The following is a 22,782-nucleotide window of genomic DNA, read 5'->3' as shown; positions in this document are numbered from 1 at the left end:
GGTCGCGTTGGGCTTAGAATGGCGCCCAGAACCAACCCCGCCTTCACGAGACCGCGCATGACTTTCGATTTTGATCAGGTATTCGACCGCCACAATACCGGCAGCACCAAGTGGAGCCGCTACCCGGCCGATGTCTTGCCGATGTGGGTCGCGGATATGGATTTCGCCGCGCCGCCGGTGATCATCGAGGCATTGCAGCAACGCCTGTTGCACCCGCTGGTGGGCTACAGCGTGGCGCAGGACAACCTGCGTGAAGCCATCGTCGCCGACCTGTGGAACAAGTTCGCCTGGCAGGTCAAACCGCAGGAGCTGATCTTTCTGCCGGGCGTTGAATCCGGTTTCAACATGGCTTTGAAAGCCCTCGTGCAGCCGCAGCAGAACGTCGTGGTGCAAGTGCCGAACTATCCGCCGTTGCGTCACGCGCCGGGGCATTGGGGGCTGAACAAGGTCGAGCTGGAATTCGTCGCCCAGGCCGGGGGTACCTACGCCACTCCGCTGGATGCGTTGAGTCAGTCCCTGGCCAATGGCGGTGCGCTGCTCCTGAGCAACCCGCACAACCCGATCGGCAAGGTGTTCAGCGCCCAAGAGCTGACGGATATCGCCGACATCTGCCTGGCGCATGACGCCTGGATCATCTCCGACGAGATCCACGCCGAGCTGTGCTTCGACGGCCGCGTGCACGTTCCGACCGCCTCCCTGAGCCCGGAAATCGCCAAGCGCACCATCACCCTGATGTCGGCCAGCAAGGCCTACAACATTGCCGGCCTCAAGACCTCGTTCATGATCATCCAGGACGCCGCCCTGCGCGAGCGCGTCAACCACGCCCGTTGCGGCATGGTCGACAGCGTCAACCCGCTGGGCATGGAAGCCACCCGCGTCGCCTACAGCGAAGGTGCGCCGTGGCTGGCCGAACTGAAAACCTATCTGCAGGCCAATCGTGACTGGCTGGTGGATGCGGTGCGCAGCCGCTTGCCGGGCGTGACCCTCAATGTGCCGCAAGGGACCTATCTGGCGTGGCTCGATTGCTCGGCGCTGGACCTGGACAATCCGCAGCAGTTTTTCCTCGAACAGGCCAAAGTCGGCCTCAGCGCCGGACTGGATTTCGGTGATCAGCACCAACAGTTCGTGCGCCTGAACTTCGGCTGCCCGCGGTCGTTGCTCGAAGAAGGCATCCGCCGCATGGAGCATGCCCTGACCCAGCGCAATACCTGAATCCACAGTAGATCCCCCTGTGGGAGCGAGCTTGCTCGCGAATGCGGTGGTTCAGTCAACATTGATGTCGGCTGACACTCTGCCTTCGCGAGCAAGCTCGCTCCCACAGGGTTTTGCATTGTCATCGCCAAAAAATCCAGCGCAAATCCGATCGAACTCACGGCAAACCGTCCGGGTCAACCGCCCATACCCGCCCTGAGAACCTCGGAGATTTGTGATGACCGATTACCCAAAACCACCCTTCCCCAAACAAGCTCAAGCCGTGCCGGGCTCGCAAAGCAACATGCAGCCCTACCCCGATTGTGGCGAGCAGACCTACGTCGGTTCCGGGCGGCTCGCCGGCAAGATTGCGCTGATCACCGGCGCCGACAGCGGCATCGGCCGTGCGGTGGCGATTGCCTTTGCCCGTGAAGGCGCTGACGTGGTCGTGGCTTATCTGAATGAGCATGAAGATGCCAAAGAGACTGCGCGCTGGGTCGAACAGGCGGGCCGCCAGTGTCTGCTGTTGTCCGGCGACCTCGCGCACAAGGCCCATTGCCAGGAACTGGTGGACAAGACCGTTGAGCGCTTCGGGCGCATCGACATTCTGGTCAACAACGCCGCGTTCCAGATGACCCACGAAACCTTCGAAGAAATCCCCGATGACGAATGGGTGATGACCTTCGACGTCAACATCACCGCGATTTTCCGCCTGTGCCAGGCGGCGATCAAACACATGCGCCCCGGCGCTTCAATCATCAACACCAGCTCGATCAACTCGGACATGCCCAAACCCACACTGCTGGCCTACGCCACCACCAAAGGCGCGATTGCCAACTTCACCGGCGGTCTGGCGCAGATCCTCGGGCCGAAACAAATCCGCGTGAACTGCGTGGCCCCCGGACCAATCTGGACGCCGCTGATCGTCTCGACCATGCCCGATGAAGAAGTGCAGAACTTCGGTGGCAACACCCCGCTTGGCCGACCGGGGCAGCCGGTGGAAGTGGCGCCGATTTACGTGCTGCTGGCCTCGGATGAAGCCAGCTACATCACCGGGCAGCGCTATGGCGTGACCGGCGGCAAGCCGATGCTCTGAGCGGCGCAAGAAAAAACTGAACCTGGCGGCATGACGTCCCTCCATACCTGTAACAGCCCCAACCGGTCCGCAGGATCAGGAGGTCGTCATGTCCGCCCCACTTATCAAACTCTTCACCCAGCCCAACTTCGCCTGGACCGACATCCGCCGCGAGGAAGAGGCCCATCCCCGTCACTATCTGGCGCATCTGCTGCTATTGGCGCTGATTCCCGCCGTGTGTCTGTTCCTCGGCACCAGCTATGTCGGCTGGAGTCTGGCGGCTGGCGAGACAGTACGCTTGAGCACCGCCAGTGCACTGCAACTGAGCATTCTGCTGTATGTGGCGATTGTCGCCGGGGTCGCCGTCATCGGCGGGTTCATCCGCTGGATGTCGCGTACGTTCGACGCGCGCCCCACGCTTAACCAGTGCATCGGCTTTGCCGCCTATACCGTGACACCGTTCTTCGTCGCCGGGATCGCCGGCCTCTATCCGAGTCGCTGGCTGGCGATTCTGGTACTGGGGGCCGCTTCGGTGTATTCGACGTTCTTGCTGTTTGTTGGCTTGCCGACGTTTATGCATGAACGCAAGGAACAGGGCCTGCTGTACTCGGCTTGCGTCTGGGGCGTCGGCCTGCTGGTGATGGTGACCATTCTGGTGTCGATGATTCTGCTGTGGTTCAACGTGCTCTCGCCCGAGTACCTGCGAACGACCGTTGGTTAACCGGGTGCCAACGCTATCGTCATTGGACGAGCAAAGATGAGCTTTGCCATCTGGGTCGCGGTACTGGGTGCCGTGTTGCTGACCTTGGCGCTGACCTCGTCGTACCTGCGCTGGATGCCGGTTACCACTTCGGCCGTGTGCCTGTTGTTGGGGATCGGCATCGGCCCCAGCGGTCTGGACCTGCTGAAACTGTCACTGGAAAACGCCTCCGTGTGGATGGAACACCTCACGGAAGTGGCGGTGCTGTTTTCGCTGTTTGTCTGCGGCCTGAAGCTGCGCCTGCCACTGCGCGACAAGCGTTGGCGAATTGCGTTTGGGCTGGCCGGCCCGGTGATGGTGCTGACCATCGCCGGGGTCAGCGTATTGCTGCATTGGGGCCTGCAACTGTCGTGGGGGCCGTCGCTGCTGATCGGGGCGATGCTGGCGCCGACCGATCCGGTGCTGGCAGCGCTGGTGCAGGTCAACGATGCACGGGATGTCGACAGTGTGCGCTTTGGCCTGTCTGGCGAAGCCGGGCTCAATGACGGCATCGCGTTTCCGTTCGTGATGCTCGGTTTGCTGCTGTTGCAGGCCGACGCGCAACCCGGCGCACTCACCGATTGGCTGCTGCATGATTTGCTTTGGGCGGTGCCGGTCGGACTGCTGAGCGGTTACTGGATGGGTCGCGGCATCGGTCGGTTGACCCTGTCGCTGCGCATCCGTAACGACGACAGCACCCTGAGCCCGAATGATTACCTGGCGCTGTCGCTGATTGCTCTGGCTTACGTCGGCGCAGAGGCGATTGGCGGCTATGGTTTTCTGTCAGTGTTCGCTGCCGGCCTCGGCTTGCGCCAGGAGGAAGTCAAATCCACCGGCGCGAGCCAACCGCCGGCCGAACATCTGGTGCAACCGGTGGTGGGCCATCAGAACATCGAACCGCAGAACGCGGTGCACGGTGACACCGAACAACTGGAAAGCAGTCAGGTCGCCGCCGGCATCATGATGGGCGACATGCTCTCGTTCGGCAGCCTGGTGGAACGGGCCATGGAAGTGTTTCTGGTAACGCTGCTCGGCGTGGTACTGGTGCCGCATTGGGACTGGCGGGCGTTGGTCATCGGCGCGGTGCTTTTTTTCGTGGTGCGTCCACTCTGCGTCGCGCTGATGCCATGGGGTAACTTGCTCGACGGTGGTCAGCGACTATTGATCGGCTGGTTCGGCATTCGCGGAATCGGCAGTCTGTTTTATCTGTTTTATGCCTTGAATCACGGTCTGAGTCCTTCGGTCGCGACGTTGTGCACTCATATCACCTTGTCGGTGGTGGCACTGAGCATTTTGCTGCATGGCATCAGCACGCAGCCGTTGCTGGCGCGCTACGAGCAACGGCAGAAACGAAAAAACTGATTTTTCCGGTGGGATTATCTTGGGAAATTCATCGAAGTTTTTTCTGAAAATAAATGGATCCCTCTCCAGATTCCGGCAGTCACAACCATAACCCCTCGCTGGATGCACTTGGCGAGGTCCGGCAGGTTCGGTTCCCCTGCGGCTTGCAGCCCATGAAGAGGAATCTTTGGATAACAAGGTCACGGTCATGAAAGAATGCTCGAATCCGGCACAAATCAAGGCTTGCAGGGCTTTGGCCCTGGAACGCAATCGTCAACTGTTCGAAGATGCCCACGCCCTCAACCGCGCCGCTTACGAGCTGCTGGAGGCGGACAATCTGGACCTTGAGCAGTTTGAGCACTATCGAGCAATGCGCCGCAAAGCCGATGCGAAGTTCGCCGAAGCCATCGATCACTTGTGTGTCCTCAACGAGGACTTTCCGCCAATTCCGATGTCCCCGCATCACTCGCAGGCATTGCGTCGGCAGCTTGAAACTGTCGAATAAAGCGCACAAGAAAAAGCCCGGCTGCGAAGTCCGGGCTTTTTCTTTGGGCGGCGCTCAACCCCCGGGGTTGGTCACCTGAATGAACACCGCATAAGCGCCCAGCAGGATCCAGAACGTGGCGAAAATCCACGGCGTGCGCACCGAAAACAACAGCGATTTGCGATAGCCCTTATGGCTGGACTCCATCTCGCTGAACAGTGGCGACTCGTCGTAAGCCATGCCCATGATCGGTTCGCTGCGCAACAACTCGCTCTGTTTGTAATGCCAATGGTCAATGATGTCGTACGCGGCACGAATTCCCGGCCACGCATTGAGCGAGCTGAGCAGCCCGAGCAGCGCCAGGAATGGCGGCACCACCAGCGTGAACAATTTGCCCCACTCGGGGTTGAGGTTGGACATGCACGAAGCAAACGCGATCACCAGAAACGACTGCGCGGCCAGATAGGCATCGGTGCGGTTGGCCAGAATGCTGGTTTCGTACTGGATTTCCTTGCGATAGAAATCCAGCCGTTCCTTGGGTGAGCCGAACATCTTGGCATCGTGTTCGGTCAGGTGCTCTTCAGCGCTGGGCTGAGTCAGTATGCGAGGCAAGGGACGCGCGCTCCGGGGCGGGGAAACCTGTTAGAAGGCCCCAGTCCCGGACAAGTTCAGGCGGATTCACTTCATCGACCGGGCAATGATTTCCATCAGGTTCAGCTGGGTGAACGGCTTGGGCAGACGCGGCAATTGCGCGGCAAAACCCTCCAGACGTTCGGCGTAACCGGTCGCGAGGACAATCGGCAGGTCCGGTTTGAGCAGACGCACTGCGTGCGCCAATTGCGCGCCGCTCATCTGCGGCATGGCCATGTCGGTGATCATCAGATCGATGACTTCGCCCTGCTCGAACAACGCCAGCGCCCTGGCACCGGAAGTCGCGCTGACCACACGATGGCCAAGGTCTTCGAGCAACAGCGTGGTGCTGGTCAACACCAGCGAATCGTCGTCCACGACCAGCACGCTGAGGCGTGGCACCGTGATGGCTTCGCTGCCTGGCTGCACCCGTGGGGCCTGTGCGCCTTCCGCCGCGACCGGTAACCAGAGTTCGGCTGTCGTGCCTTGTCCCTTTTCGCTCTTGAGGATGAAACGGCCACCGAGCTGCTCAATGAATCCGTGCACCATCGACAGCCCCAGCCCGGTGCCTTTGCCCAGGCCTTTGGTGGTAAAAAACGGATCCCGCGCCGAGGCCAGCGTGTGCTCGTCCATGCCTTCGCCGGTGTCGCGCAGACTCAGGCACACATAACGTCCCGCCGCCAGGGTCGAATCGCTCGGTTCAAGGACGACTTCCGCCCGGGCGCTGATCACCACGCTGCCGCCATCGGGCATGGCGTCGCGGGCATTGGTTGCCAGATTGAGCACCGCCAGTTCCAGTTGATTGGCATCGGCCAGTACCGGTTCCAGTCCCGCGGGCAGTGAGGTTTCGATACTGATCCCCGGCCCCAGCGAACTGCGCAACAGCCCGGTAATGCCTTGCACAAGGTGCACAATGTCGACCGGTTCGGTCTTGAGTTCCTGACGCCGGGCAAAGGCCAGCATGCGTTGGGTCAGTGAGACGCCGCGCAGCGCACCTTGTGCGGCATTTTCCAGCAGGCGATTGATTTTCGGGTCGTCACCCACACGCTTGCGCACAATCTCCAGGTTGCCCAGGATCACGGTCAGCAGGTTGTTGAAGTCGTGGGCAATGCCGCCGCTGAGCTGACCGATGGCCTGCATCTTCTGCGCCTGCAGCAATGCCTCGCGGGTTTTCTCCAGCGCCTGCTGCGATTCATGGACTTCAGTCACGTCACGGGTAATTTTCGCGAAACCGAGCAATGTCCCGGTCTCGCCACGAATGGCATCCACCACCACATGGGCGAAGAAACGGCTGCCATCCTTGCGCACCCGCCAGCTGTTGTTTTCAAAACGCCCTTCCCGCGCCGCGATTTCCAGCGCCCGTTGCGGCTCGCCGCGCTCGCGGTCTTCAGCGGTGTAGAAGACCGAGAAATGCTCGCCGATGATTTCTTCCGGTCGATAGCCCTTGATCCGCTGGGCGCCCTGATTCCAGTTGGATACCCGACCGTCCGGACTGAGCATGTAAAGCGCGTAGTCCGTGACGCCCTGCACCAGCAGACGGAACTGCTGCTCGCTTTGCTTGAGGGTTTCTTCGGCCATTTTGCGGTCGGTCAGGTCGCGGGTGATCTTGGCGAAGCCCAGCAGCGTGCCGTCCGGATCGATGATCGGGTCGATCACCACATGGCACCAGAAATGCGTACCGTCCTTGCGAACGCGCCAGCCTTCGCCTTCGAATCGCCCCTCGCGGATTGCGGTGTCCAGCGCCCGTTGCGGCAAGCCTGCCGCACGGTCCTGCTCGGTGTAGAAACGCGAGAAATGCTCGCCGATGATTTCTTGCTTCTCGTAGCCCTTGAAGCGTTTGGCGCCGGTGTTCCAGCTGGTGATGATGCCGTCCGGATCGATCATGTAAATCGCATAATCGACCACCGCATCGATCAACAGACGGAAACGCATCTCCTCGATCGCGGCAGTTTTGCTCGGGTTGTCACTCATCAGGTTCACCGCTGGTTTTCATTAGCGCAAGTATGCGGCAATCCGGCGCCATGGGAAGGTGCAAACGCGCGTCAATTCACGACGTGATCAAAGTACTCGTTGCGCAGGAGTCTGTGCCGAGCGACCACCAGCGTGGCAGCAGTTGCTGGATCCTGGGTTCGGCGAAGCGGTCATCGATCAGCATCACCACGCCGCGATCCTCACGCGTGCGGATCACCCGCCCGGCAGCCTGCACCACTTTCTGCACGCCCGGATACAGATAGGTGTAGTCGTAACCGGCACCGAAAATCGCCGCCATGCGTCGTTTCAACTGTTCGTTGACCGGGTTGAGCTGCGCCAGTCCCAGAGTCGCAATGAACGCGCCGATCAGCCGTGCCCCGGGCAGGTCGATGCCCTCACCGAACGCACCGCCCAACACGGCGAAGCCGACGCCCTGGCTGTCGGCGGTGAACTGATCGAGAAAGGCCTGTCGTTGCCCTTCGGCCATGCCCCGGGACTGCTGCCACAGATTGATCTGCGGATGGCGTTCGGCAAGCAGCGTCAGCACCTGTTGCAGGTAATCGAAGCTGCTGAAGAACGCCAGGTAATTGCCCGGGCGTTCACTGAACTGGCGAGCGATCAGCTCGACGATCGGTTCCAGCGACGCCTGCCGATGATTGAAGCGCGTGGAAATACGACTGACGATCTGCACCTGCAGTTGTTCGGCACTGAACGGCGATTCGACATCGATCCAGACCGTGTCGACGGGCGTGCCGAGCAGATCGGCGTAATAGCGTCGCGGGCTCAGTGTCGCCGAGAACAGCACGCTGCTGCGCGCCGCTTTCAGGCGCGGGCCGAGGAACGCCGCCGGCACCACGTTGCGCAGGCACAGTTGCGACAGCGGTCGTTTACGCTCGAGGTCGCGCTTGCTGATGTCGAACAGGTAATGCTCGTCGAACAGCTCTGCGACCCGGCCAAACTGCAGCAGGTCGAAATAGAAGGTTTGCAGCGCACTGTCGAGCCCCTGCGGATGATCATTGAGGTAATCGCCAATGGCCGCGCTGCACAGGGACACGGCTTGCAGCAGTTTCTCCGGGGCTTTGTCGTAGGCTTGATACGGCGCCAGTTGCGGCTGATGCAGCGCGTTCCACTCGCGGTTGACCCGTTGCAGGGATTTCTTCAAGGCTTCGGGGGCGGACTTGCGTACGCTGGCCAGCGCGGCCTGATCGAGACTGGCGCTGTACATCGAGCGCCCGCGTTCGACCAGGTTGTGCGCTTCATCGGCCAGCACCGCGACTTTCCACTGGTTGAGCTGAGCCAGACCGAACAGCAGCGCACTGAAATCGAAGTAATAGTTGTAGTCCGCTACCACCACGTCGGCCCAGCGCGCCATCTCCTGGCTCAGGTAATACGGGCAAACCGTGTGCTGACGGGCCACTTCGCGCATCGCCGCCTGATCGAGCAGATTGATCCGGCTGGCCGCTTGCCGGGCGGCGGGCAGTCGATCATAAAAGCCCTGGGCCAACGGGCAGGATTCACCGTGACAGACTTTGTCCGGGTATTCGCAGGCCTTGTCCCGGGCGACCATCTCCAGCACCCGCAGCGGCAGGTTTTGCGATTGATCGAACAACACCTGACTGGCATCCAGCGCCAGTTTGCGCCCCGGGGTCTTCGCGGTCAGAAAAAACACCTTGTCCAGTTGCTGCGGCGCCAGGGCCTTGAGCAGGGGAAACAACGTGCCGAGGGTCTTGCCAATCCCGGTGGGCGCCTGGGCCATCAGACAACGGCCGGTGCTGACCGCCTTGAACACCGATTCGGCCAGATGCCGTTGGCCGGGGCGAAAGTCGGCATGGGGAAAGGCCAATTGCTGCGCGGCCAGATTGCGCGCCTCGCGATGGGCCATTTCCTGCTCGGCCCAGTTCAGGAACAACCGGCATTGTTGTTCGAAAAACGCCTGCAAGACCGGCGCACTGAAGGTCTCGACCAGACAGGTTTCCTTTTCGCTGACGATGTCGAAATACACCAGCGCCAGGTTGATCTGTTCAAGTTCAAGCTTGCGGCACATCAGCCAGCCGTAGATTTTCGCCTGCGCCCAATGCAACTGGCGATGGTTGGCCGGTTGCTTGCTGAGGTCGCCGCGATAGGTTTTGACTTCTTCCAGGCAGTTCTGCGCCGGGTCGTAGCCGTCCGCCCTGCCCCTGACTTTCAATTGCAGAAACTCGCCTTCCAGCGCCACCTCGCTTTGGTATTTATCGCTGCGCCGCGAGGCAACGGTACGGTGCCCGAGCATGCCTTCGAGCGCTGTCGGCGAAGGGGTAAAACGCAGGTCGAGGTCGCCGGTCTTGGCGGTGAACTCGCACAGCGCGCGGACGGCAATGCTGTAGCTCAAGCGCTCTGCTCCGCCCATTGCACGTAGCACACGGCGACCGGCATCTGGTGTTGGTGGCAGAACTCCAGCCAGCGCAGCTGGTTGTCCTGCAGGCGGTCACCCGGGCCTTTGACTTCGATCATCCGGTAGGTCTTGTGCTGCGGCCAGAACTGGATCAGGTCGGGCATGCCTGTGCGGTTGGCCTTGATGTCGAGCAGCAGGCGATGGAACCAGTGTTTGAGGTGCTGGGGCGGCAAACACGCCAGCGCCTGCTCCAGCAGTTGCTCATTCAACGCGCCCCAGAACACGAACGGTGACTGCACGCCCCATTTGGCGACGAAGCGCTCACGAATGGTTGCGGCGTAACGGCCGTCGTCGAGCTGGTCGAGGCAGGCCTGGAACAGTTCGGCGCGGCGTTGCTGAAAATCTTCATTGAGCAGATCCACCGGCCCGCGCTGGAACGGATGAAAGAACGCCCCCGGCAACGGTGCGAAAATCGCCGGCCAGCACAACAGGCCGAACAGCGAGTTGATCAGACTGTTTTCGACGTAATGCACCGGGCCGCTGTCTTCGTGCAGATGCGCTTGTACGTGGAACTCCACTGACAATCCCGGATAAGTGCGCGGTAGTTGCAGATCAAGGCGCTCGACCGGGCGTGGCGTTGCCCGCTTGAGCGGTGGCCCGCCGAGTTTGCGCCGCAGCCGTGGCAGCATCCGTTGCAGGCTCTGCTGTTCGGCGGCGCTTTCCGGCGCCTGTTCGGCAAGCGTCGCGAGCTCCAGCGCCAGTGCGTATTCGCCGCAGCGCTCCAGCACGCGGATCATTCGCTGACGGGCGCCGGGATAGGCGCAATCGCGGTAAATGCTCAGCGCCAGGGCGAACTCAGTGATGCGTTCGCAATACTGGCCGATCTGGAACAGCACCTTGCCGCGCCGCCGTTGCAGCCACGGGTTGTCGAATTGCAGTGCGCTGACCTGTTCGACGATGATCTCCAACGGCTCACCGGCCTCGAAGCGTTGCTGGCACTGATGCAGGAACAGGCAGGCGTCCACGTCTTCGCGGCTGCGCAGGCCACGGGAGTCGGCGCAGAACTCGACTTTTTCGTAGGTAAAGATGCCGAGGTCGGCAAGGACGAATTCCGACCAGTCCTGGTACAGGTTGCCGAAGAACATCAGACGCAGACGGTCGCACAGGTCCATGATGGTCAGGCTGAGCAAGCGGTCGCCGAGCGTCGGCGCCCAATCACAGAGGCTGCGCGACTCGCTGAATTGCTCGGCGAGCGCCGGCAGCCAGTCGTCCTTGCGACCCTTGGGCTGTTCGATGAACTGGCCGAACGCCTGCAGCAGTTCAGCCTTGAGCAACACGTCGAACACCTCGGCCACGCTCAACAGAGCCTGATCGTCGAGCCAGCCGTGACTCAACAATGGCTGCGCGGCGTCGCTGATGTCGCCGATTTCCGGGTAGTTGAGTTTGCCGAGGCGGAAATGCACGCCCTTGCGCATGACCATGCGCACCAGCAGCCCCTGCGAAGCGCGCGGCAGGATCTTGAAGTCGCGGATGAAGCCATGCTCGGATTCGCTCATCACATCGGCATAGCGAAGCCCAAGCCAATCAAGCACTTGCCGGAAGTTGTTGAGGTAATAGAACGGATCGTCGAGTGGGTTGGCAGTCACGGGAATTCAGGGCCATGGCGAGCGAGTACTGGTTATGCGTACAGATACCAGCTCTGGCCGGTCGCGTGCAAACGGAAAAAGATCAATGGCAGCGACAATCGGAATTTTTTCAGGGTGCTGTCGAACTTTTCCCGGTTCGATGGCACCAACCGCGTTAGAGACCGGATACGGTCAATTCATATGGAATGAGGTATTTGAGGTGGGTATGAACATCAAGACTCTGGGTCTTCCCCTGGCGGTAGCAGCCTTTCTGGCATTGGCCGGCTGCTCGACTCCGACCGTGGTGACCTTGCAGAACGGCACCCAGTATTTGACCAAGGACATGCCGAAAACCAAGAACAAGGACGGGTTCTATGAGTTCGAGGATATTTCCGGGACCAAGGTGAAAGTCCGTTCCGACGAAGTCGCGACCGTACGCAAGGAAGACTGACACCCCCGCTTTACCTGTAGGAGCTGCCGAAGGCTGCGATCTTTTGACTTTGATCTTAAAAACAAGATCAAAAGATCGCAGCCTGCGGCAGCTCCTACAGGGAGAGCGTGATCTGTGTGGGTTATTCGAAAGCAGGCAGGCCCACAATGCTGTGATCACAGCTGAAATACTGTTCACCCCGGCGCGCCAGCTCGGCTTGCAGACGTCGGCAGCGCTCCAGATCCTGCTGGGTCATGCGGTCGATGCTCAGGTTGCCGGTGGCTTGCGCCTGTTTGTCGTCACCCCGCCGAAACGTCACGAACGGCTGTTCGGGCTGGATCTGAAACAGGCTTTTCTCTTCGACCGGTTCGATGGCTTCCGTCTTCGCCGGTTTCGGCAGTTGATCGCTACTGATGCCGTAACGGCTCAGAATCGAGGTTGGCGGCAGATCGGCCCAGGCATTGGCCGATAACAGCGCCAGTCCGACAAGTCCGACATACCCCTTGACCCTTCTCACGTGTGCATCTCCTGTACTCAATGGCGGCTGGCTATAGAACGTGTGGGCACGTGCTGGCTTTAGGCCGCTTTTGCTGATTGCACAGCTTTTGAGTCAGGGTGTGGCTATCGAGTCACTTTTGATACCAGGTTGTGGCGAGGGAGCTCGCTCCCGCTTGAGCGCGTAGCGCTCACAAAATCTTCAGGGCCGCTTCGCGACCCAGCGGGAGCAAGCTCCCTCGCCACAGGTTACGGATGCATCAGGCGATCACAATTCCATCGGCACTGAGGCTATTCAGCGCCACCCCGACCAGCGTCACCGAATCACCACCAAACTTCAGCACCGTGTCCTGCCCCACCGTCGAGGCATGGGCGCGGAAGTCATCATTGGGCAACACACCCTGCACGCCAAGGAACACCAGTTTGTCGTTGGCCGTAAAACCCACCACCCGATCCTGACCGAACGCGCCGTTGAACAGGAACGTATCCGCCCCGCCCCCGGACTCCATCAGGTCATTGCCGGCGCCACCGACAAACACGTCGTTACTCGCGCCACCAATCAAGTGGTCATTGCCGTCCAGACCGAACAGCCAGTCGCCGCCGGCATGCGCCTTGAGTGTGTCGGCACCGCTGGTGCCGGTGACACTGGATTCGTACTGGGTGACGTTGCTGCCGACCTTCAAACCGCTGGCCGTGACGCTGTGGGTTACATCGTCCTTGAACAGCCCCCAGAGGAAGCCCGGCTCCTTGGTGACGATGCTGCCGATGTCGCGGGTGATGCTGATCCCGCCGTTGGCGTCGCGGATGTACAGGTTGCCGGCACCGTCGTTGGCGAAGTCGAAGGTGTTCACCGATTTCTGCAACTCGAGGGTGTTGTTGCCGGCGCCACCGAGAATCACGTTGTAGCCGCCAGCATCACGGAACGTGTCGTTGCCGGCGCGCCCTTCGAGGTAGTCATTGCCGCTGCCGCCCTGGATCAGGTCGTTGCTGTCGCTGCCGATGATGAACGTGCTGCCCTTGTGGGTTTCGGCGTTGCGGTTCAGATCCTGCACCCAGGTGTTGGCCCGCGCCGGGTCCGACAGGTTGGCGACGATGATCGTCGAGTCCTTGCTGGTCAGGTCGTAGAACTTCGACTCGATGATCCGGTTCATGCCGTCGCCGTACGCAGTCGGCAGGTGCGAGATCCAGGTCGGGATGTTGAGAATGGAGAACGGCAGCAGATTCCACGCGGTCGAGGCGTAGTGATCGTTGAAGCTGACGATGTTGTCGGTGGCCGATTCCTTGGGCGCGTCGTGCACGCCGACCGAGGCGCCGGTGAAGGTCGAGCCGTCGAGGGCGCGGAACACCGGGTCGTTTTCGTAACCGACGTTGAGCACCTTGTCGGTGCTGCTCTGGGTCGGCGAGGCGTAGGCAATGTAGTTGGAATCGGCGAAGAACCCGCCCCACTTGCCGCCACTCAGGTCAGCCATGCTGTTGACCGCCAGCCCGCCGAGGCTGTGGCCGCTGACCAGCACGTCCTTGCCGCTGAGGCCATTGGCCTTGGCGAACGCCACCACGTCATTCAGTAGATTGCCGAACGCTTCACCGACGTAATTCTTGGCGTAATCCTGGGGGCCGAAAGCTGCCAGCAGATCGTTGATCACGTCGCCGATCGAGTCGAGGATCAGGTTTTCCCGCGGGCCGCTGGTGCCGCGAAAAGCGATGCCGATTTCGGTGAGATGGCCCTGAGCGTCGTATTTGCCCAGAATTTCCACCTGAGCGGTGGTGTAACCGGCCTTCTCGCCGAAGAAGGTTCCGCGCGCGTCGGTCTTGCCGTCGTAGCCCAGTTGCGAAGCGGTGATCGGTGTCCAGCCAGCCTTTTTCACCGCGTCGAGGGCGAGTTTTTCCGAGTCGGGGTTCCACGGAATACCGGGGATCACCCCTTGCGAATCGGTGCCACCGAGCAGCGCGGTCACCAACGTGGCGGGCAGGCCGAGGCCGAAACCGTTGTGCTGATAACCGGCGGCAAAGCCGTTATCGAGGTTGTGATAGGAATACAGCGTGATCGCCATGGCATCGCTGAACAGCGCCTTGGAATCGGCTGTACCGAAGTTCTTGTAGTCATACACACCCATTGCTATTGCCTCTCTTTTGTTTGAATTGTCAGAGATAGCTCACAGCCAGAGCGCCCCTCACGGGCACGCCCCGGAGCATTTTCACTACTTACACATCAAATCTGTGGGAGCGAGCTTGCTCGCGAAGAGGGAGTGTCAGCTGCCATTTGCTTGGCTGGCAAACCGCTTTCGCGAGCAAGCTCGCTCCCACATTAGAGCTAGGCGAAGACGAACGCCGAGTCCGACAGGTTAGCCACTCCCACCCCCACCAGGGTCACGGCATACTCGCCAATCTTCAGCACCGTATCAGCTCCCGACTGCACAGCATGCTGCTTGTAGTCGTAGCCCTGCCCCGCGCCTTCGACGCCCATGAACACCAGTTTGTCGCTGCCCTGGTAGCCATTGATCGCGTCGAAACCGAAGGCGCCGCTGAACAGGAAGGTGTTGTTGCCGCCCACCGCCGTCATCACGTCATTGCCGGCGCCGCCGACGAAGGTCACGTGGCCCTTGTCGCTGATCAGCTTGTCATCGCCACCCAGACCGAACAGCCAGTCACCCTCGGCGCTGGCGTGCAGCGCATTGCCGTACCCATCGCCGTTGAGCGAATGGGTGTACTGGGTCAGTTCGCTGCCATTGGTCAAACCCTTGGCCGTAACGCCCCAGGTGATGTCCTTGCTGCCCCACCACGACCCCGACTCCTTGCTCACCAGCGCACCGATGTCGCGGGTCATGCTGATGCCGCCGTAGGCGTCGCGCACATACAGCGTGCCGTCACCGTCGTTGGCGAAGCTGAAGTTCTGCAGCGGTTTCTGCAGCTCGAACGTGTTGTGGCCCTGACCACCGAGCAGAATGTTAAAGCCACCGTCATCGCGGAACCGGTCATCACCGCCCAGGCCTTCGAGAAAGTCGTTGCCCGCCCCGCCCTTGAGCCAGTCGCCGCTCTGGGTGCCGATGATGAAAGTGCTGCCGGTGTGCGGCTCGCCGCTGCGCCCCAAGTCCTCGACCCAGGTCTTGCCCCGGGACGATTCCTCCAGGTTGGAGACGATGAGGGTCGAGTCCTTGTGTGTCAGGTTGTAGAACTTCGAATCGATGACCCGGTTCAAGCCATCGGCATACCCCAACGAGCCATGGGCCGACCAGCTCAATGGATTGACGATGCTGAACGGCACCAGGTTCTGCGCGGTGGAGGCGTAGTAGTCGTTGAAGTTGACGATGTTGTCGGTGGTCGACTCATGCGGCCCGTCGTGCTTGCCCAGCGACCCGCTGCTGAACGTGGTGCCGTCCAGTGCGCGGAACACCGGATCGTTTTCGTAACCGATGTTCAACACGTTGTTGCCGGTGCTGCTCTGGGTCGGCGAAGCGAACGCGATGTAGTTGGCGTCCTTGAAGAACCCGCCCCAGTTGCTGGCGCTCAACTCGGCCACGCTGTTGACCCCGAGGCCACCGAGGCTGTGACCGCTGAACAGCACGTCCTTGGCGGCAATGCCGTTGGCAAGCGCGAACGCGGCAACCGCCTTGAGCAGGTTGTCGAAGGCGTTTTTCGCGTAGTTACTCGCGTAATCCGATGGCCCGATGGCGGCCAGCAGATTGTTCTTCATGTCGCCGAAAGTGTCGCTGTAACCCAGTCCGCCAGTGCCGCGAAAGGCCACGCCGATGCCGATCAGCTTGCCACCGGCGTCGTACTTGCCGAGCACTTCAGCCTCGGCGCTGGTGAAGCCGTCCTTCTCGCCGAAGAACGTGCCCTGCGCGCCGACCTTGCCCTGATAGCCCAGCGCCGTGGCGCTGAGGGGTTTCCAGGCGGTGGCCGGCAACGGCTGGCCGGTTGGCGTGTAGGCATACAGCGTCAGGGCGATGGCATCGCTGTACAACGCTTTGCCATCGGCATTTTTGTAATCGAACAATCCCATGTTGTGCTCTCTCTTCCTTCATGACCGGCAGCCCCTGGAGGGCTGCCGGTACTCCTTTAGAACTGCCAGTCGAGGGTCAGACCCACACCGTGGTCCTTCTCGTTGTTACCGATCAGTCCGTTGTAGTCCAGGTTGACCCGGACATCGCGATTGAGCGCCAGCCCGGCACGGACGCCGACCACGGCCGCATCACGATCCATCGACACACTCTGCACAGTGAACGCGCTGTTGCCATTGGCGAAGGCCAGGTGGCTGTCAGCATCGACACTGCTCAGGTTGTGCTGCCAGCCGAGGGTCGCGCCCAGTTCCAGCTGATGCTTGTCCGACAGGGCGAAGCTGCGCTTGGCGCGTACGCCAAGGGTCGACAGCACCACATCGCGGTTGTCTTCAGAGCTCTTGAGCGCCGCGGCATCACCCTTTTCGGTGAAGCTGTCGGTGTTCAGGTGCACATACGACAGATTGGCGAACGGTTCCAGATTCATCGGTTGCAGACGCAGATCGTAAGCCACTTCGGTGAACACTTGAGTGGTCGCGGCATCGTGCTTGGTTTTCTCTTTGCCATTGACGCCGGCGAACTGCAGATCACGCTTCACATCCACGCGGTGCCAGCTATACGCCGCACCGGCGGTCAGACGCAGCGCATCGATCTGATGCCCCAGGTACGCACCCAGGTGATAGCTGTCGACCGAGGCCGACGAATGCGTGCCGCTGCCCATGTTCAACGAACTGTCGCTATAACCGGTAACGAAACCCAGACGAGTATCTTCAGCAATCAAGCCGTCGACACCGGCCAGCAGCCCGCCGATGGAGCTGTTGGAGTCGGCATTTTCATGGCCGCCATCGCTCTTGCCCCACGAACCGAGCACCTTGACCCAGGCATTGCTGCGCTCGTCAGTCGGTGCGTTGGCATTGAACAGATCGCGCTCACGCAGACGCTCGCCCACCGCTTCACGCAGGTAGCGACTGTCGTTGATCAGCATCGTGCCAATGGCGGGATGAATCTCGCCGGACAGTTGCTGGAACGCCTGTTGCGCCGCCGCCGCGTTCGGCGACAACAGCAAGGTTTCGAATAACGCATTGCCCGCGCCCAACCCCTCGGCAGCCGCACCGACCGCACGCTGGTTCGGCGTCAGGCCGACACTGGCGAACGACGCGCCATTGCGCCCGACGTCGAGTTGTACGCCGTTCGCCGAATACGCCAGGGTGCCGCCGAGGAACGCGTAGTTCGGCAGCACTTGCCCGAACTGGCCTTGAATGCCACCGGCCGCTTGCAGGATGTTGAACTGCGTGCCGAGCAGGCTCTTCACTTCAGTCGTGGTCAGCAAGGTCGGGCTGTTTTCCAGGGACAGACTGACCGTGGCGCCATCGATCACCGCTTGGCCACCGGCAACGATCTTGTCGCTGCTGGTTGGCGACACTTCCACCGCGTAGGTCGAACCGCGCTCGAAGGTCACGTCACCGGCGACGTTCAGCGTGCCGATCGAGTTGCCCGGCGCCACGGTACCGCCGCTTTTCGCGGTCAGTGCGCCGATGCGGCCGTTACCGCCAAGGATGCCGCTGTCGTTGACCGTGACCGCCGAAGCCAGCGAGCCGTTGATCGCCAGACGCCCCTGATTGACCAGGGTCGGGCCGCTATAGCTGTTGTTGCCGGTCAGCACCAGCGTGCCGATACCCTGCTTGGTCAGGCCGCCGTGACCGGAAATGTCGTTGCGCCAGGTGTCGAGGCCGCAGGTGATGTCGGTGCAGACGCGCTCGGTGGGTTTGCCCTTGTCGATGATCGCGCCAATGCCCGGCAGGTCCGCAACAAACTGCCCGGAACCGTAGGCACCCTGGATGCGGAATTCTTCCGGAATGTCCTGCTCGGTGACGAACATCGCCGGGCCATCAATGCCCTTGCGCAGGTTGATCATGCCCCAGCCGTACAAGGCGTCGATGCCCGGTGCGCCGAGGTCGGTGGCGGTGGTACGCAGCACCGTGGCGACCTGGTCACCCGTCATGTACGGGAAGCGCTCCATCAACACCGCCATCGAGCCGGCCACGTGCGGCGCGGCCATTGAGGTGCCGTTGTAGTTTTTGTAGCCGGTGGTCAGGTTGTCGGCGTTGGTGCCTTCGATGATCGAGCTGAAGATCTTCGTGCCCGGTGCCGAAACGCAGAAGCTCGCGGTGTAACCGCAACGCGAAGAGAACGTACTCATGATGTACGGATTGGCGCTGGCCAGATCCGGGTTCTTCTGCAACGCGGCGACGGTGATCCAGTTCGGCGCGATGTCCGGCACGAAGTAACCGAGGCCGGCGATGGCGTCCGGGTTGTTCAGGTTGTAATCGTTGCCGGCGGCAAAAATCGTCACGATACCGCTACGGGCGGCGGCAATCGCGCCGTCGTAGGCGCCGCCCGGCTTGGTGCCGAGCAATGTGCGGATTTCGTTGAACTGCACTTGCGCGTCGTTGACGGTGAAGTGCGGATACGCCGGGTCGCGGCCGCCAAGGTCGAAACGGTCAGTGATGCCGATACCCCAACTGTTGTTGATGATCCGCGCGCCGCTGGCGATCAGCGCATCCCATCCGGCCTTGTACACCGCGCCGTCGTTGCCACGCACAATGCCGTCCTCCGGGCCCGGGTCGCCGTTGTCGGCGCTGATGATCTGCGCACCGAACGCCACGCCGTGCATCGGCCCGCCGTCACGGCTGCCGGCAGCGATGCCACCGACGTGAGTACCGTGGGCGCCGAGCTTGCCGTCGGAACCGACCGAGGGCGAACCGTCATAGCGGAACGCGTCCCCGGCTTTGACCGGGATGTAAGGGTCGGTGTATTCGCGGATCCCGCTGGTGACCAGGGTCACGACTTTGTCGGGGCCGGAGAACTCCGGGTGCGCGGCGTACACCGGCTGGTCAAAGATTCCCAGTTTCACGCCTTTACCGGTGTAGCCGGCAGCGTAAGCGGAATCCGCCCCGATGGCGCCCAGGCCCCAATCTGCCTGGAACTCGGCGCTGCGCCAACTGGCGGGATCACCGCTGCGGCCGTTTTCCACGTAAGGCGCCGCGTGCGCGGTGCCCCAGCTGGTCAACGCACAGAGTACGGCGCAATTGAGGGTTTTCATGGCGAAGCGACCGCCCGTTTGCGCGGGGGTATTGTTGTTATTCATCCAGCGACCTTCCTTAGTGTTGTTGCGAAAAATCCGTCTACCAGGCCCACACCCGGGCCCGGGAAATAACGCTTGTGGCGAGGGGATTTATCCCCGATCGACTGCTCAGCAGTCGCACACCCGGACGACTATCGGGGCCGCTTCGCGTCCCATCGGGGATGAATCCTCTCACCACAGGTGTGTGCTCACATCCCCCTGTAGGAGCTGCCGCAGGCTGCGATCTTTTTAACAGCAAGATCAAAAGATCGCAGCCTTCGGCAGCTCCTACAGGGACAGGCGTACGCCCTCCGTCAGAATTGCCAGTTCAGGCTCAGCCCCACGCCGTGGCTCTTCTCGCGGTTGGCCAGTTGTCCGTTGTAATCGAGGTTGACCCGTACGTCCTTGCTCAACGCCAGGCTGGCTTGCACGCCCACCAGCGCCGCATCACGCACCAGCGCCGAACTTTCGACCGAGTACGGTGTGCTACCGCTGGCGAAACGCAGATGCTGTTCGGCGTCGATGTCACTCAAGCTGTGTTGCCAGCCGAGACGACCACTGACATCCAGCGACTGTTGAGTCGACAGATTGAAGCGCTTGACCGCACGCACACCGAGGGTGCTGAGCACCGCATCACGCTGCTCGCCGGAGCTTTTCAGCGCGGCCGCGTCGCCCTTTTCGGTAAAGCCTTCGGTATCCAGATGCACGTAAGCGAGGTTGGCGAACGGCTCAAGCGCGACCGGTTGCAAGTTCAGGCGATAAGCCGCTTCACCGAAGACCTGCGTGGTGGCCGCATCGACCTTGGCTTTCTGTTTGGCGCTGACGTCGCCGTATTGCAGATCGCGCTTCACATCGGCGCGATGCCAGCTGTAGGCCGCGCCGGTACTCAGGCGCCAGGCGCCGATGTCATGACCGGCGTAAGCGCCGAGGTGATAGCTGTCGACCTTGGCCGACGAGTGCGTGTCCGAGCCCATGTTCAGCGAGCTGTCGCTGTAACCGGTGACCAGACCGATGCGCGTCTGCTCATCCAGCGCGCCGTCGACACCGGCCAGCAAACCGCCAATCGAGGTGCTGTAGCGCGAGGTGTCGTTACCGGATTCGGTCGAACCCCAGGCGCCGAGGGCCTTGATCCAGCCATTGCCTGGCGTGGCGTTGGCATCGTGCAGACGTTCACCGACCGCGTCGCGCAACTGGCGGCTGTCATTGATCAGCATCGAGCCCAGTGCCGGGTAGATTTCCCCGCTGAGTTGCTGGAACGCCTGTTGCGCCGATGCAGCAGACGCCGACACCAGCAAGCTTTCGTACACCGAGTTGCCGGCGCCCAAACCTTCGACTGCAGTCGCCACCGCACGCTGATTCGGGGTCTGCCCGATGCTGGCGAACGAGGTCGCATTGCGCTGGATGTCCAGTTGAATGGCATTGGTCGTGTAGTCGAGGTTGCCGCCGATGAACAGGTAATCCGGCAGCACCGCGCCGAACTGGCCCTGAATGCCACCGGCCGCTTGCAGAATGTCGTACGAATGACCGAGCAGGCTGCGCGCTTGCGTGGTGCTGAGCAGGGTCGGGCTGTTTTCCAGCGACAGGCTGACCGTGGCACCGCTGACACTCGCGCTGCCGCCGGCAACGATGCGGTCGCTGCTGATCGGCGACAGCTCCACCGCGTAGGTCGAACCGGGGGCGAAGGCCACGTCACCGGTCACGTTCAACGTGCCGATGGAGTTACCCGGCGCCACGCGGCCGCCGCTGTTGGCGATCAGCGCACCGATGCGCCCCGAACCGCCAAGGGTGCCGCTGTCGTTGACGGTCACCGCCGAGGCCAGTGAACCGTTGACGCTGAGCACGCCGCCATTGACCGTGGTCGGACCACGGAAAGTGTTGTCACCGGTCAGCAACAAGCGCCCTGCCCCGGACTTGATCAGGCTGCCCTGATAGACCCGCGTCGCCGCTGCGGCATCACGCGCCATACCGACCGCGTAGTCGGTCTGATCCTGCTGACTGGCGCCGGCCGGGATACCGTTTTGCCAGCCTTTGTCCTGCAGGGTTTGCTGCCAGGCGCGGTGTTCGGCGAGGTCTTCGCTTTGCCGCTGAATCAGGGCCTTGTCGGAGATGTCGTTGCTCCACACATCGCTTTGCCCGGCGGCCAGATTGGCATCAAACGCGCCGAGCAGTTGCCCCGGTCCGCGCATCGCCCGACCGAGGTTGGCCACGCCCCAGCCGACCCGTTCGGTCGGCGCATCGGTGACCGAGCCGTCGAATTGCGTGGCGGTGGTCAGCAGCACTTCCAGCGCCTGCTGGTTGTTCATGTACGGATAGCGTTCCATCACCAGCGCCAGTGCGCCGGTGGCGTGCGGCGCGGCCATCGAAGTGCCGGACTTGATCGCATAACCGCCGCCCGGGATGGTGCTGTCGATCTTCGCCCCCGGCGTGGTGATGCACCAGTATTTGGCGATGCCGCACTGGTTGTACTTCTGCTGATTGCTTTGGTCCAGCCCGGACACCGCCAGCCAATGGCCTTCCAGATCCGGCTGAAAGTACGGCAACGCCGAACGCACGCTGGCGTTCGGGTAGCCGCTGTTGCCGGCACTGAACACGTTGATCACGCCACGGCGCGAGACATCCGCCGCCGCGTCGAGCCAAGTGCCCTGATTCCAGTGCTGGGCGTACGCGGCGTGCAGATCGGCCAGGGTGCGGTAACTGACATCCGGCGGCTGACTGCCCCAACTGTTGTTGATCGCGCGTACGCCGGCCGCGGCCAACGCGTCGTAGGCCGCTTTGAAATAGCGCGGATCGGGTTTGGGGCCGAACAGGAAACTGTCGTTGTTGTTGGTGTTGCCGACGTAGATCTGCGCGTTGTAGGCCACGCCGTGCATGCCGGTGCCGTCACGGCTCGCGCCCATGGTGCCGACCACGTGAGTGCCATGGGAGTCGTTGTTGGGGTTGAGGGTGCCATTGACGTTGAACAGCGAGCCGTCGACGTAACTGCCGGACGCCAGCACCGGGTGATAGCGGTCGCTGGCGAACTCAGGGTGGGCGGCATCGAAGCCGGAGTCGAGGGCGCCGATCTTCACGCCTTTGCCGGTGATACCGGCGGCGTAAGCCTGATCGGCCTGCATCCGCGCCAGGCCCCAGTCGCGCTGGAATTCGGCACTGCGCCAACTGGCCGGATCGCCGGGCTTGCCGGATTCAAGGTACTGCGCATGGGCTTGCGCGATGGAAACTGCGAGCAACAGGGTGCCGACCGCTGCCGGCTTGATGCGTACGTCCATGTTCACCACTCACTTTTCTTATTGTTTTGCAGGCACTGACAGCCA

15 protein-coding genes are annotated in these 22,782 nt (G+C 61.7%); 6 read left to right on the top strand and 9 right to left on the bottom strand.

Features of this window, described 5'->3' with window-relative positions; all coding sequences use genetic code 11:
• Window positions 1-57 precede the first annotated feature (57 nt).
• From HXW87_RS16860 to HXW87_RS16840, 5 genes are all read left to right on the top strand, one after another.
• Window positions 58-1,212 carry a PatB family C-S lyase gene (locus tag HXW87_RS16860; RefSeq protein ID WP_239776779.1) on the top strand — a complete coding sequence of 385 codons (1,155 nt, stop codon included), beginning with the start codon at window positions 58-60 and terminating at the stop codon, window positions 1,210-1,212.
• Between the two features lie 217 nt (window positions 1,213-1,429).
• Window positions 1,430-2,287 (top strand): glucose 1-dehydrogenase, encoded by an 858-nt coding sequence (locus HXW87_RS16855; RefSeq protein ID WP_239776769.1) that lies wholly within the window; start codon window positions 1,430-1,432, stop codon window positions 2,285-2,287.
• 88 nt (window positions 2,288-2,375) lie between these two features.
• The gene (locus HXW87_RS16850; RefSeq protein ID WP_121185548.1) at window positions 2,376-2,987 is read left to right on the top strand and encodes a Yip1 family protein; all 612 of its coding nucleotides are present in this window, start codon (window positions 2,376-2,378) and stop codon (window positions 2,985-2,987) included.
• Between the two features lie 36 nt (window positions 2,988-3,023).
• Complete coding sequence (locus HXW87_RS16845; protein WP_239776767.1) at window positions 3,024-4,367, top strand: cation:proton antiporter; 1,344 nt, start codon at window positions 3,024-3,026, stop codon at window positions 4,365-4,367.
• A gap of 187 nt (window positions 4,368-4,554) precedes the next feature.
• Complete coding sequence (locus tag HXW87_RS16840; RefSeq protein WP_047294696.1) at window positions 4,555-4,851, top strand: hypothetical protein; 297 nt, start codon at window positions 4,555-4,557, stop codon at window positions 4,849-4,851.
• 54 nt (window positions 4,852-4,905) lie between these two features.
• Here HXW87_RS16840 and HXW87_RS16835 read toward each other — a convergent pair whose 3' ends face one another.
• From HXW87_RS16835 to HXW87_RS16820, 4 genes are all read right to left on the bottom strand, one after another.
• Window positions 4,906-5,442, bottom strand: a complete 537-nt coding sequence (locus HXW87_RS16835; protein WP_041064140.1) for a hypothetical protein — start codon at window positions 5,440-5,442, stop codon at window positions 4,906-4,908.
• Window positions 5,443-5,508: 66 nt separating this feature from the next.
• Complete coding sequence (locus HXW87_RS16830) at window positions 5,509-7,431, bottom strand: PAS domain-containing sensor histidine kinase (protein ID WP_095669310.1); 1,923 nt, start codon at window positions 7,429-7,431, stop codon at window positions 5,509-5,511.
• Window positions 7,432-7,507: 76 nt separating this feature from the next.
• Complete coding sequence (locus tag HXW87_RS16825; protein ID WP_239776756.1) at window positions 7,508-9,799, bottom strand: ATP-dependent DNA helicase; 2,292 nt, start codon at window positions 9,797-9,799, stop codon at window positions 7,508-7,510.
• Entirely contained in the window at window positions 9,796-11,448 is a 1,653-nt protein-coding gene (locus tag HXW87_RS16820; RefSeq protein ID WP_239776754.1) for a VRR-NUC domain-containing protein, read from the bottom strand. The genes HXW87_RS16825 and HXW87_RS16820 overlap by 4 nt, the downstream gene beginning before the upstream one ends.
• A 205-nt stretch (window positions 11,449-11,653) precedes the next feature.
• Between HXW87_RS16820 and HXW87_RS16815 the strand changes: the two genes are divergently transcribed.
• Window positions 11,654-11,878 carry a YgdI/YgdR family lipoprotein gene (locus HXW87_RS16815; protein WP_047294538.1) on the top strand — a complete coding sequence of 75 codons (225 nt, stop codon included), beginning with the start codon at window positions 11,654-11,656 and terminating at the stop codon, window positions 11,876-11,878.
• Window positions 11,879-11,999: 121 nt separating this feature from the next.
• On the opposite strand, the gene HXW87_RS16810 is transcribed toward HXW87_RS16815, so the two are convergent.
• From HXW87_RS16810 to HXW87_RS16790, 5 genes are all read right to left on the bottom strand, one after another.
• Window positions 12,000-12,374 (bottom strand): hypothetical protein, encoded by a 375-nt coding sequence (locus HXW87_RS16810; RefSeq protein WP_095669117.1) that lies wholly within the window; start codon window positions 12,372-12,374, stop codon window positions 12,000-12,002.
• A gap of 238 nt (window positions 12,375-12,612) precedes the next feature.
• On the bottom strand, window positions 12,613-14,466 hold the full coding sequence (locus tag HXW87_RS16805) for a polyurethanase (RefSeq protein WP_239776750.1): 1,854 nt from the start codon (window positions 14,464-14,466) through the stop codon (window positions 12,613-12,615).
• A 197-nt stretch (window positions 14,467-14,663) separates the two neighbouring features.
• On the bottom strand, window positions 14,664-16,352 hold the full coding sequence (locus tag HXW87_RS16800; protein WP_239776747.1) for a polyurethanase: 1,689 nt from the start codon (window positions 16,350-16,352) through the stop codon (window positions 14,664-14,666).
• A 56-nt stretch (window positions 16,353-16,408) separates the two neighbouring features.
• Window positions 16,409-19,495, bottom strand: coding sequence for an autotransporter serine protease (locus HXW87_RS16795; protein WP_239776745.1), 3,087 nt, complete (start codon window positions 19,493-19,495; stop codon window positions 16,409-16,411).
• A gap of 290 nt (window positions 19,496-19,785) precedes the next feature.
• Window positions 19,786-22,737, bottom strand: a complete 2,952-nt coding sequence (locus tag HXW87_RS16790) for an autotransporter serine protease (RefSeq protein ID WP_239776740.1) — start codon at window positions 22,735-22,737, stop codon at window positions 19,786-19,788.
• Window positions 22,738-22,782 lie beyond the last annotated feature (45 nt).

It is taken from the genome of Pseudomonas sp. Y5-11 (genome assembly GCF_022368695.1).
GTDB classification, from domain to species: domain Bacteria; phylum Pseudomonadota; class Gammaproteobacteria; order Pseudomonadales; family Pseudomonadaceae; genus Aquipseudomonas; species Aquipseudomonas parakoreensis.
Note: the sequence above shows the minus strand (reverse complement) of the source record. Positions and strands in the feature narration are given on the sequence as shown.

Excerpts from the sequence above, each read along its gene's own strand:
- HXW87_RS16855 (WP_239776769.1), top strand. The coding sequence starts at position 1,430 with ATGACCGATTACCCAAAACCACCCTTCCCCAAACAAGCTCAAGCCGTG.
- HXW87_RS16830 (WP_095669310.1), bottom strand. The coding sequence starts at position 7,431 with ATGAGTGACAACCCGAGCAAAACTGCCGCGATCGAGGAGATGCGTTTC.
- HXW87_RS16860 (WP_239776779.1), top strand. The coding sequence starts at position 58 with ATGACTTTCGATTTTGATCAGGTATTCGACCGCCACAATACCGGCAGC.
- HXW87_RS16840 (WP_047294696.1), top strand. The coding sequence starts at position 4,555 with ATGAAAGAATGCTCGAATCCGGCACAAATCAAGGCTTGCAGGGCTTTG.
- HXW87_RS16790 (WP_239776740.1), bottom strand. The coding sequence starts at position 22,737 with ATGGACGTACGCATCAAGCCGGCAGCGGTCGGCACCCTGTTGCTCGCA.
- HXW87_RS16795 (WP_239776745.1), bottom strand. The coding sequence starts at position 19,495 with ATGAATAACAACAATACCCCCGCGCAAACGGGCGGTCGCTTCGCCATG.
- HXW87_RS16850 (WP_121185548.1), top strand. The coding sequence starts at position 2,376 with ATGTCCGCCCCACTTATCAAACTCTTCACCCAGCCCAACTTCGCCTGG.
- HXW87_RS16800 (WP_239776747.1), bottom strand. The coding sequence starts at position 16,352 with ATGGGATTGTTCGATTACAAAAATGCCGATGGCAAAGCGTTGTACAGC.
- HXW87_RS16805 (WP_239776750.1), bottom strand. The coding sequence starts at position 14,466 with ATGGGTGTGTATGACTACAAGAACTTCGGTACAGCCGATTCCAAGGCG.
- HXW87_RS16845 (WP_239776767.1), top strand. The coding sequence starts at position 3,024 with ATGAGCTTTGCCATCTGGGTCGCGGTACTGGGTGCCGTGTTGCTGACC.
- HXW87_RS16815 (WP_047294538.1), top strand. The coding sequence starts at position 11,654 with ATGAACATCAAGACTCTGGGTCTTCCCCTGGCGGTAGCAGCCTTTCTG.